This is a genomic window from Abyssisolibacter fermentans (assembly GCF_001559865.1).
Lineage (GTDB): Bacteria > Bacillota > Clostridia > Tissierellales > MCWD3 > Abyssisolibacter > Abyssisolibacter fermentans.
The window spans coordinates 1-10,973 of record NZ_LOHE01000065.1; the positions used below are offsets into that span (position 1 = coordinate 1).

Sequence of the window (10,973 nt, forward strand, 5' to 3'; positions counted from 1 at the left end):
TACTTGACATAGGTCAGTTCAATATCAATATAAGCTACATTTTTTACGGTTTCACATTTAAAAAATTCTCAAATATTATTGAATTTTGTTTCATATCTTCATCTTTAATCAAATCATTTATAAAAGCTTCTTCAGATATAACTTCTAAGTTTTTTACTTCATGTAAAATGGCTTTAGATGAAAATGAATCAAATTCAGGATGAAATTGTACTCCCCAAACAGGTAAGCTTTTATATTGGTATGCATGTATATTACAATTACTATTTTTAGCTAATACATTAAAATCTTTTGTTAAATTAAAAACTTCTTGATAGTGAAAAACAAAACTATATATGTCATTCATATTATGGAACAAAATATTGTCTTTTTGGATAATATTTATTTTTGCCAATCCTATTTCAGGTTTTTGTGTTGTTCTAACATTATTTAATCCTAGTATAGATTTTATAATAAATTGATGACCATAGCATATACCCAAAACAGCCTTTTTTTCATTTATAAAATAATGCACAATATTTTTTAGATTTACATCCCATATATTATTATCTAACGCTGAAGCCTTAGAACCAGATATAATCAAGTGGGTATATTGGTCGATATTTTTTAAGTTTTCCAAGTCATTTGCATTAATAATTTGATAATCAATTTTAGAGTTTCTAATTGATTTTTTTATATTAACGTTAAAGTTTTCTATTTTTGAATTTTGCAAATTGCAATTAACAATTAATAGCACTATTCTCCCCCCAAAGCATAAAAGTAAATTTGCTAAACAGACATACTTTTATTAAACCCAGATTATTCATAAAAAATTATACAGCATACTATTCAAAGTTATATGAATAATCAAGGCTAAATAATTAATGTTTATACTTATTATTAATAGTTTCGATTACTTTATTATGTAAATATGGCTGTATTTGCGGATAAGTAATATCCTTTGGCATATAATCAAAAGTTGAAACCTTCTTAATTTCAAAATCAGGTAATTCACCTAATTTTTTTATTAAGCTAAAATATAATTTACCATAGCTTTTTTGTTTATTATTTTCAACAGAATAAATACAAACAGGAATAATATTAAAATCTTCTGCACCAGTTTCTTCGTAAAGTTCTCTATATGCTGCTTGATCAGGATTTTCTTCCTTTTCTATATGCCCACCAGGTATTTCCCAAGTTTGACGTTCTTTGTGCTGTACAAACAACCATTTATTATCATATATAGCTTCTATAACAACAAATTCTAACATACTATCATCAATTTCATTCAAATCATAAAAATCAACCTTTAACATTTAACTATCTCCTTACTTATTTTTAAATTTCCCTATGAATTCTTTCTTTTTCTCCATTAATTCATGCATACGATTAAATAATAAGTTATCCATTTTATGACCTTTCTCTAGAAAAAACATTGATATAGCTCCCAAACCAACATGTGTTCCAACTGCAACACCCATTTGCATTATATAAATATCTCCATCAAATTTGGTTTCATCTAAAATTTTATCTTTTAATCTATTTGCAACCTCAATAGCAGATGTATAACCAATAATTATAAAATCAGTAAGATACCAATCATTTCTATCTATAAATTCGCTTATATAATGCTTTAGTACCTTTTTTTCTCCTCTTTCCTTTGCTACAATAGAACCTTTTCCATGCTTCATAGTCATAATTGGTCTAAGTTTTAAAAGTTTACCTATAAAAGCGCTAGCATTAGATAATCTACCACTTCTTATTAAATGTGATAAATCATCTATTGATAAAAAATGTTTTATATTTTTTTTATATTTTTCATTAAATTCAACTAATTCTTCAAAAGTAGCTCCATTTTCTCTCATTCTTGCACTTTTTAAGATTAACCAACCACTACCATGACTCATAGATTTTGAATCTACTACATGTATTTTTACATTTGAATCAGGATATTCTTCAAAATAATAGTCTTTAGCAATAACAGCTGATTGATAAGCTCCGCTTGTCCCACTAGACATACAAATACATAATATTTCAGTATAACCTTCTTCTACTGCTTTGTTAATTATTTTTAAATATTCATCTGGACTTGGCATAGAGGTTGTTGGATTCTTTTCTAAACTGGCAAACATTTCATAAAACTCATTTGCTGTAATATCTACTTTATCTCTATATGACCTTCCATTAATATTAACAATAAGTGGTGCTATTGATATATTATATTTATCTATAATATCCTTTGGTAAATCACATGTTGAATCAGCCATTATTTTTATCATATATTATCCTCCATATATTTTTTCGATTTGTTTAGTCATTATTTGATGTTTTTTGTGTTTGTATTGTTATATTTATATTATCATAGCAACTTTATTTCTAAAAGAAGTATTTAAATTAATTTATATATTTATATTTTGTCAATTTGATATTTAATAATGCTGAAAATACTTTCTATTATTTCATTAAAAACAGTTATTAAAAAAAAACATCCACTTTTGTTAGTGAATGTTAATTATAAATTAATTGTTTATATAATATTAGTAGCATGCTATTTGAATAATTTTAATTTAAAGTCTTTTTGAATAAGTTTTATAAATTCAAAGTTTTCTCTTCCTTTATAATATTGATTTAAGCCCGCAGTTTTGTTAATTATATCTGCTGTAAGCATCAAAGTATATATGCCCCCATAATTCCTTCCTACAATAGAATAATAATATGATCCTACAGCATCATAGTTATTATTCTTCAAAAAATCTATTTGTTTTTCATATCTATATTTGTTGCTAATTTTTATACTATCCTTAAAAATTATATACTGTCCCTTTGCCAGATATGCACCTACATTTAAAGCTAAAGGAAATCCTAAATTTCTTGGAGTTTTTAAATAATAACAGTCACGTACTTTATTATTATTTAAAGCAAAATTTTTTCATAAATATCATCATTACTTTCATTAATTATAATGAGCTCTTTATTAAGATAGCTTTGATTAAATACACTCCTCAAAAGTCTTTATCTATTTTTAACAACGGAAGCAATTACGTAGTAATTGCAACACACCGTTTCATAATTCAATATATGTCCAAGTATCTACTTATGTTCATCTCTTGTACACCTAAGATTACTAGAGTTTTATATATTTAAAAAATTTTACTTTCCTAGTATATAAAAAACCTCTACTTAAAAGTAGAGGTTATGAACAAAATCGAATATATTTATTCTTATAATAATACATTAAATCTTTTCGTGTTCTATTCCATTTAAATATTCCTGATTTAGAAACTTCATCTAAAAAAATAATAATAGTTACTGGAAAAATTCTCAAATAAAACCATGTGGCCTTACATAAGTTTAATAATCTTGTTTTAAAATAATATTCTTTTTCCGTTAGTATATCAATTAGAACAGTGATTATTATAAAAATAACAACTATAGGTGCTATAATTGAAAGCCAAGCGACTTCTTTTAAATCATCCTTTGAAAAACATCTTATTACAATTCCTATTACTACAGCAAAATAAATAATTCCTATAGCATATAAGACCATCCATGAATCCATATATAAGCTCCCTTCCCATTTATATAATCTATCATCTTTTGTTATTAACCCTTTTTTCTATAGGGTTTTCATAAGCGATATAATCTATCAAAGTCAAAAATACACTTAGACCAATTAAACACCAAATAATCTTAGCTGAAATCCTAAAGTTATTAAGTACAATAAAATTTTTACTTATTTCGAAATATACATCACTCTCAATTTTACACATATTTATAATATCAAGTAATCCTAAAACTCCTAAACTGAGCCATATACCTGATAATAATATACCAAGTCTTCTAACTACTATACGCCATCCTCTTTTTTTAATCGGTATGAATTTTAAATAATCCATAAATAAAGGCATAGAAAATATAAATAATGAAACTATAAAACTTCTATCTGATGATATATTATTACCTAGTATTAACCAACATATTGTTGTATATACACATCTCCAACCTAGAGAAGCAAATTTAGTGGGTTTATCTTCAATAAAAATATCCTTAATATCAGTTTCTTTATTCAATTCTTATCACCTACTATATGCAAAATAGCACACCTAACATTATAATACCATTATTGTATATAATTGTAAAGTAAAATAATTATCTTTTTTATATTATATTCAAGAATTTTTATTATTGTACTACTTTATACATGTTAATTATACTACTTATATACGTTATTGGATATCATTCGCTCAATTGTAAAAAGAATTCTAATTCATCTATATATTGTATATCACTCTTTGATATGGTATAATTAATATTATTTGAGATTAAAGAGGAAGGAGTAACTTGTTTTGTCAGTAAAAGTAAATGATAATATGATATTGAATGTAAAAGAAATTTTTAGGCTTATTCACAATTTTCAATACGAAGAAGCTTTCCTTCTATCTTCTGAAATTATGGAGAGAAAAGATAACGGAGACCAATTATTTCATGAATGGGTTAAAGCTTTAGCTGAATTTTTTACATATGGCAATAAAAACACAGCTATAAAATTATTGGAGGAAATCAAACCTAATAAATTGGAAAATGAAATCCAGTTCAGAATAATTAACTCTCTAATGTGTTTCTACATAGAAATTGGAAACGAACAAGCATTCTTAAAATACAAGAAAGAAATAAATTCAAATTTGCATAAACTTGACAGCGAAGAACTCCTAGTTAAAATAATGTGCAATTTTACCAACGGTTATTATGAATTCAAAAATTATAAAAAATCATTAGAATACTCCGAAAAATCAATAAAGATAGCACAAAAATACAGATTATTTGGCTTTAATTTTTCCTTACTCCTAATAATAAAAATAATGAGTTTACTTTATCTTGGAGAGATTACAAAAGCAAAAAATCTTAAAAAAGATTATGAAACCTTCTTAAAAATAACCAATACTATAAGTGACAAGAAGTATTTAGAAAAAACTTTAAAAATTTTTTACAAGGAGGTGGCAAATAATGAAAAAATCATTAATAAAAAAACTATATAGCAGCCCATTGTTTTCAGTTTTTGTACTAACTACTATAATTACTGGTAAATATATATCTTTGCTTTCAATACTTCCAACTAGCCATTAATAAAAACATTTGTATTAGGGCAGTGCAAGGTAGAAATAGTTTCACCAGTTAAACTGGCGGTATTTATATCTTCCTATAAGTAGGACATGCTGCCAGCATTGCAATTGAATTTTCGTTTTTGTTTCACCAACCGCAAAAAATTCTTTACGTTCTACCCTTAAAAGTTCTAAATACTTCTTGTATTTATTTGGCTTAATGTTATATCTTCATTTTGCTGTTTTTTATAGTCTTGTACTGCCTTTTTATTTCTTCATATATTCACCAGCTACTATCTACCCCAAATATATCATTATGTTTAAACCATGACTATTATAATTATGGGGTATATTATAAGTTTACCAAAGTATATATTTCACTATATAACATAATTTCAAAGATTGTTTTTTGATAAATGAATAAACCTTATTTTACATTATTCTTCACTAAATTTCAAAATAATCTTATTATATGTATTATATTGTATCATTATATATTTTGTGGTATTATTATATTGATTAAAACTTTAATGGAAGGGGTATCTTATTTTGTTAATAAAAGCAAATGATGAGGCAATCTTAAATATACAAGAAATCTTTAGGCATATTCACCATCTTCAATATGAGGAAGCTTTCTTTTTATCTTCTGTAATTATAGAAAGGAAAGATAATGGAGATCAATTATTTCATGAATGGATTAAAGCTCTAACTGAATTTTATTCCTGTAACAAGAAAAATACTGCAATACAATTACTAGAAAAAATAAAGCCTAACAAATTAGAAAATGAAATTCATTTCAAAATAATTAACTCTTTAATGTGTTTCTATATAGAAACTGGATACGAAAAAGAATTCTTTAAATACAAGGAAGTATTAAGTTCTAATTTACATAATCTTAAAAGCGAAGAATTTTTAATTAAGATAATGTGTAACTTCTGTAATGGCCTTTATGAATTTAAATATTATAAAAAATCATTAGAATACTGTGGAAAATCAATAGAGATATCACAAAAACACAGATTATTTGACTTTGATTTTTCCAAAATTATAATGATAAAAATATTAAATCTACTTTATCTTGGTGAAATTACAAAGGCAAAAAATCAAAAGAATGATTTTGAAACCTTCCTAAAAATAACTAATAATATAAGTGACATGGAGCTATTAGAAAAATGCATAAAAAAATATAACAAGCAAATGTTACATAAAAAAAATATATAATTATCCTTATCAAATAAACATTTTAATTGTTTACAGTTTTTATACTAGCTACTATATATGCTAGTATATTTTATTACATATTATACAAGCGTAAAAACTTACCTAAAAAATACTAACTGTACATAATTCTATACTTTATACCTTTCCTTAATAAGATAACTACTCTCTTTTATTATATATATACTAATTTGACATTATATTTATGTATATTTAAACTAGTTATCCATTTATTGTCCAGTAAAGCCTAATCTAAACAATGTTACTTATTTCAAATCTTTTCTTTTCTTATACCTTCTATTCATATATAACAAATCTAAATACTACTCACAATTCTATTATTTTTTTAATAATCAACTTTTTATATCAAAGCTACTAAAATAATCTATCTCATTTAATGAAGCTTTTAATATAATTTATGTTAGAAAAACAAAAAAACACCCAAAAGGTGTCATTTAATATGGCGGGAGTATGTGGGAATCGAACCCACCCGGGACGCTCCTAACGCCCCATACAGGTTTTGAAGACCAGAGGCAACACCAGCCACCATCTACCCCCATAAACAAAAAATATATTGCGACTCATATATTATAGCACATTAAAATTATCTGTCAACGGTAATTATTGTTTAATTTATATAATAATGTCATTACTGATGCTCATATTATTTCTATAATTACTTGATTTTATATATTTAACTTTTTTATAAAAGCACCTTATAATTATACATAAGATTACGATCGAAAATAAGAGAAAATATTGTCGAAATAGAAGGAATATTTCAATAATACATAGAATCTTATAAAATAAATAATTTTATGTAATAATTAATTAAATTTTATTATTAATTATTGTCAAAATATGGTTTATATTAACAAAGAAAGGAGGAACTAGTCAAATAATTTAATAAATATACATGAAAAGGAGGAAACGAAATAGTAATTAGATGAAATAACAATTCAAGAAAATAATAACAATGTTTACCTAAAAAATAAATAAGGTAATAAGTAGAGCATTAATTAATATAGCGATAAAATAAAAAAATCTAGCTACTCCTATTATTGAAAAGCTTACATCTACAAATTTTGAATCTATAACTATAATGATAAATAAAAAAATTTACATATAAAAATAATTACTTATTATACATAATCCTATAAGTGAATTAAACTCTATACTAAACAACGTGAAATCAGATGAGAAATCTCTTCCACCTGATTAATAGACAACTTATAGAAGCGGGTGACTTTACCCTAAATAATCTGGATAAAAGGGCGTGATTTATTTGAAGTTTGTCAATAAAAGTATTTTTATGAAAATTTTAGTTTCGGTTTTATTTACAGTACTGATTGTTTTTGTAATTTCTGGGATATTTATAGATCGCAGTGTTGAAGACATTGTTATAAAATTAAATAATAACAATTTACTTAGCGAAGCAAAGGCTGCAGCAAATCATGCCAACGAATTCTTTTCCAATAATAAAACATTAGTAGAGCAAATGGCTACAAATCAAGATATTATAAAATTTATGTCTGGCGTAACAAATAGAGATGAAATCAGATCTCAAGAAAATTATAAAGATGTAATTAAAACATTAAAACAAATACAAAAAACAGACAAAAATCTTGCATTAGTATGGTTAGGATTACATGATGCTAGCTATTTAGTAGGTCATAACGAACGGAACTGCCCTAATACATGGAATATTAATGAAAAACCATGGTATAAAGAAGCTCTTAAATTAAAGAAAGGAGAAGTTTTATTTACTGAACCTTACATCGACTCAGTAACTGGTAAAATGGTTATTAGTATAGTACAAGTTGTTTATAATAATAATGAGCAAAGTTTAGGTGCAGTCGGTGTTGATTTGATGATAGATCAATTGTCTTCAATTATAAAGGAATATAAAATTGGACAAAATGGTTTCGTATTTTTAGTAAGTAAAGCAGGAATGATTGTACATCATCCTAATAGTGATTATATTTTAAATTCAAAGGTAAAAGAACAGGAAGGTAAAATAGGCGATATAGTAAGAGATATGATGAAGCAGAATAAAGGTACATATGTTTATAATTACCAAGGAATGACTGAACATGCATCCTATTATCCAGTAGAAGTTAACGAATGGTCAATAGGTGCTGTTATAGAACAGTCAGAATTTGATGAAAGTATTTTGATGGTACGAAAACTAATGCTTATAGCATATAGCATTGGAATAACTGTTCTGTTTTTATTAATATTTTTCGTAAGTAAATCACTAGCAAAACCTATCAAAAAATTAGTGGTATATGGTAATAATATTGCTAATTTAGATCTTACAAAAGATATACCAAAGGAATTGATAAATAAAGAAGATGAAATTGGAAAACTATCAAAAACCTTTAATGAAATTTTAATAGGTCTACGAAATACTGTAAACCAAATTTCAAATAGTGCACAACAGGTTACATCTGCTTCAGAAGAATTAACTGCAACTAGCCAGGAGACTTCTACAGCCGCTGAAGAAGTAGCCAAAACAATTGAAGATATCGCTAAAGGTGCAAGTAATCAAGCTCAGGATACAGAAGAAGGAGTAGAAAATATTAGCTACTTTGGTGATTTAATAGAAAAAAACCATAATTATATTGAAACTTTAAATACCTCTACAAGTGAAGTTAATGAATTAAAAAACGAGGGACTTAATCTATTAAAAATGCTAGTTGAAAAAACAAATCAAAACAATACAGCATCAAAAGAGATAAAAAAAATTATTATTAATACCAATGAAAGTGCTGAGAAAATTGAAAATGATAGTCAAATGATAAAAAATTTAGCTAAGCAAACAAATTTATTAGCATTAAATGCAGCTATAGAAGCTGCTAGAGCTGGTGAAACAGGTAGAGGTTTTGCTGTAGTAGCTAAAGAGATAAGAGAATTAGCCGAACAGTCTAATCAGTTTGCAGAAGAGATTGACCAAATTATTAGGGAGTTAACTACCCAAACAGGATATGCAGTAAATAAAATTCAGGAAATAGATAAAATACTAAACTCTCAAACAAAGAGTGTAGATATGACTAATAATAAGTTCATAGGAATTTCTGAAGCTGTTGATAATATGCAAGAGGTAATAAAAAACATTAATCAATCAGGTGAAGAAATGAAAGATAAGAAGGATAAAATTATCGTTATTATCGAAGATCTATCTGCTATATCTCAAGAAAATGCAGCTGGAACACAAGAAGCCTCTGCATCTATAGAAGAGCAAACCGCATCAATGGAGGAAATCGCAAATGCCAGTGAAAGCTTAGCAAATCTAGCTCAAGAAATGCAGGAGAATATTTCCAAATTTAAATATTGATGCTTTTTATTGTAAATAGTAAATAAACATAAGGAAGTGAATTGTAATGAATTGTAATATCAAAAATAATATAAAAAATATTATACCCATTTTTGTGTTTTTAATCATATTGTTTTCTAATATTTTTACACTAAATGTTTTAGCTAATGAAGAAATAAAAGTAACTGTAAATGGGAAAACAATTAATTTTGACAATCCACCTGTTATAAAAGATAGTAGAACATTAGTACCGCTACGCAAGATTTTTGAGGAATTGGGTGCTGAAATAGAATGGGATAATGTAACACAAACAGTATTTGCAACTAAGGAAAATATATTGATAAATCTAACTATTGGTGCTGAAACAGGATATATTTTTAATGAAAAGAATGAAAGGTCTGATGTACCTCTTGAAGTACCAGCACAACTAATAGAATCAAGAACTTATGTGCCAGTGAGATTTATAGCAGAATCTTTAGGAGCAAAAGTTAATTGGAACAAAGAAACTAGAACAGTTGAAATTAGTGAAAATAGCTTAAATACTGAGAAATTATATCATGAAGATGGAAGTTTGAAGTATGAAGGTGAGTTATCAAATGGTACAATGCATGGATATGGTGTGTATTACGCATTAAATGGTTCAAGATATGAAGGAAATTGGGTAAATGGTGTTGAAGAAGGAAAAGGAGTATATTATTTCAGCACTGGTGATAAATATGATGGTGAATGGCATGAAGGAAAAATCGAAGGACAAGGTGTGTATGCTTGGACAGATGGCTCTGTTTATGAAGGTCAATGGAAAAATTTTAAAATGGATGGATCCGGAACATTAACTCTGAAGAATGGTGATAAGTATGTTGGACAGTTCAAAGATGGAAAAATTGTTGAAGGAAAAGTAAAACTTATAAAGAAAGAGCCAACCAATGAAGAAATTGTTAAGAAATTTATTGGTTATTGGGGCTTGTCAAGTGAAGATGGAAGTTATGAGGGAGTTTCATTATACAAATTTAATGAGGATGGAACAGGTATATTAGCTTCTACGGACTTACAAACAACTGCTGTGTATTCAGATATTACATATACAGTTACTCTTAAAAAAGGTTGTTCTTCTACAGGGTACTTGAAGATATTTAAGAATGATGGCAGCAAATTAACTTATGAATACACAATAGAGAATGATGAAGGAGTAGAAAATATTAGAACGACAGATACTCTTTTTGGAGTCCATTATGATATGTGGACTAGAATGACAGAAAAAGAATTTAACGAACTAATAAAAAACTTTACTAAAGTAGAGTAAGATAAAAAACAGATAAGTTATTAAAAAGATTACAGCCAAATTCGGTAATATAAATTAATCTGTG

9 protein-coding genes, 1 tRNA gene and 1 pseudogene are annotated in these 10,973 nt (G+C 26.3%); 4 read left to right on the plus strand and 7 right to left on the minus strand.

The genetic code is table 11. The annotated features are described in order from the left end of the window. Positions 1-43: 43 nt before the first annotated feature. From AYC61_RS11155 to AYC61_RS11175, 6 genes and pseudogenes are all read right to left on the minus strand, one after another. Entirely contained in the window at positions 44-733 is a 690-nt protein-coding gene (locus tag AYC61_RS11155) for a type 1 glutamine amidotransferase (RefSeq protein ID WP_066501944.1), read from the minus strand. 124 nt (positions 734-857) lie between these two features. Next, positions 858-1,292 (minus strand): NUDIX hydrolase, encoded by a 435-nt coding sequence (locus AYC61_RS11160; RefSeq protein WP_066501946.1) that lies wholly within the window; start codon positions 1,290-1,292, stop codon positions 858-860. A 12-nt stretch (positions 1,293-1,304) separates the two neighbouring features. Further along, entirely contained in the window at positions 1,305-2,255 is a 951-nt protein-coding gene (locus AYC61_RS11165) for a DegV family protein (protein WP_066501951.1), read from the minus strand. 269 nt (positions 2,256-2,524) lie between these two features. Further along, a pseudogene (locus AYC61_RS21580) lies at positions 2,525-2,860 on the minus strand (glycosyltransferase); the annotation flags it as partial. Positions 2,861-3,169: 309 nt separating this feature from the next. Further along, a complete protein-coding gene (locus tag AYC61_RS11170; protein WP_066501955.1) occupies positions 3,170-3,535 on the minus strand; it encodes a hypothetical protein in 366 nt (121 codons plus the stop codon). Positions 3,536-3,566: 31 nt separating this feature from the next. After that, complete coding sequence (locus AYC61_RS11175) at positions 3,567-4,046, minus strand: hypothetical protein (protein WP_066501959.1); 480 nt, start codon at positions 4,044-4,046, stop codon at positions 3,567-3,569. Positions 4,047-4,322: 276 nt separating this feature from the next. On the opposite strand from AYC61_RS11175, the gene AYC61_RS11180 reads away from it, so the two are divergent. Next, the gene (locus AYC61_RS11180) at positions 4,323-5,012 is read left to right on the plus strand and encodes a hypothetical protein (RefSeq protein WP_066501961.1); all 690 of its coding nucleotides are present in this window, start codon (positions 4,323-4,325) and stop codon (positions 5,010-5,012) included. 612 nt (positions 5,013-5,624) lie between these two features. Beyond that, entirely contained in the window at positions 5,625-6,296 is a 672-nt protein-coding gene (locus AYC61_RS11185; protein WP_066501965.1) for a hypothetical protein, read from the plus strand. 458 nt (positions 6,297-6,754) lie between these two features. Here the strand turns inward: AYC61_RS11185 and AYC61_RS21275 are convergent. Further along, a tRNA-Sec gene (locus tag AYC61_RS21275) sits at positions 6,755-6,851 on the minus strand. A 754-nt stretch (positions 6,852-7,605) separates the two neighbouring features. Between AYC61_RS21275 and AYC61_RS11190 the strand changes: the two genes are divergently transcribed. Together AYC61_RS11190 and AYC61_RS11195 are read left to right on the plus strand one after the other, a co-directional pair. Next, positions 7,606-9,630, plus strand: coding sequence for a methyl-accepting chemotaxis protein (locus AYC61_RS11190; RefSeq protein WP_066501972.1), 2,025 nt, complete (start codon positions 7,606-7,608; stop codon positions 9,628-9,630). Between the two features lie 46 nt (positions 9,631-9,676). Next, the gene (locus AYC61_RS11195; protein WP_066501969.1) at positions 9,677-10,909 is read left to right on the plus strand and encodes a copper amine oxidase N-terminal domain-containing protein; all 1,233 of its coding nucleotides are present in this window, start codon (positions 9,677-9,679) and stop codon (positions 10,907-10,909) included. Positions 10,910-10,973: the final 64 nt, after the last annotated feature.